At 48.9% G+C, this 722-nt stretch carries 2 protein-coding genes; both read right to left on the bottom strand.

The annotated features are described in order from the left end of the window. Window positions 1-15: 15 nt before the first annotated feature. Window positions 16-540 (bottom strand): IS630 family transposase, encoded by a 525-nt coding sequence (locus ACYVEA_RS34655; RefSeq protein WP_461117920.1) that lies wholly within the window; start codon window positions 538-540, stop codon window positions 16-18. A 10-nt stretch (window positions 541-550) separates the two neighbouring features. Then, window positions 551-670 (bottom strand): winged helix-turn-helix domain-containing protein, encoded by a 120-nt coding sequence (locus ACYVEA_RS34650; RefSeq protein ID WP_461117919.1) that lies wholly within the window; start codon window positions 668-670, stop codon window positions 551-553. Window positions 671-722 lie beyond the last annotated feature (52 nt).

The following is a 722-nucleotide window of genomic DNA, read 5'->3' as shown; positions in this document are numbered from 1 at the left end:
TTATAGACGCGTGAGTTAGTCCGTAAAGAATGCTACCTCCTTCTTCCGAAAGAAACAGCTTATGCGCGCTCGATCAGCCTGTAAGTAATTCACTTCCTCAAGAATAGCTCTTTGTAACGATCCTAGATCAGTAAAAACTCGGTTTTTCAAGGTTCTTTTAAGCTGGCTCCACACTAATTCTACCGGATTAAGCATGGGACTATAGGCTGGTAGACGCTCCAGGTGAACCCGGCCCGGCTTTTTATGAAGCCACTCTTTAACAGTCTGCGAACGGTGGATGGCCGCCCCGTCCCAGATGACCAGTAGGTTCTGGCGTCGATAGTGCCAGCATAATTTATTCAGAAACCACGTGATGTCTTCACTATCGAAAGGTTTGTCTTGGCCCGCTAAATACAAGCGACCGTTCGGCGCAATGGCTGCAATGAGGCTTAAGTGGGCTCGTCCGGCTTGCTCAAGGAGTAGTGGTGTTTGTCCACAAGGTGCCCATGTATGAGCCAGTAAGGGCAATAAATAGCAGGCTGCCTCATCTAAAAATAGAATAATACGTCTTTCAGTCTTCGCTTTTTTTGAGTTCGGGTAACCTCTGTTCGCGCCACTGTTGTAGAGCTTGAGGGTCCTGCTGACGTGCTTGCTTTTGTGGCTTCTGCCGGCTCCAGCCCGCTTTCTTCAGTAATCGGCCTATTTGAGAAGGATCATAACTGACGCCAAACAGCCGCTTCGGC

The organism is Spirosoma jeollabukense, assembly GCF_054777855.1.
The sequence above is the reverse complement of the archived record's forward strand: the minus strand, read 5'-3'. Positions and strand labels throughout refer to the sequence as shown.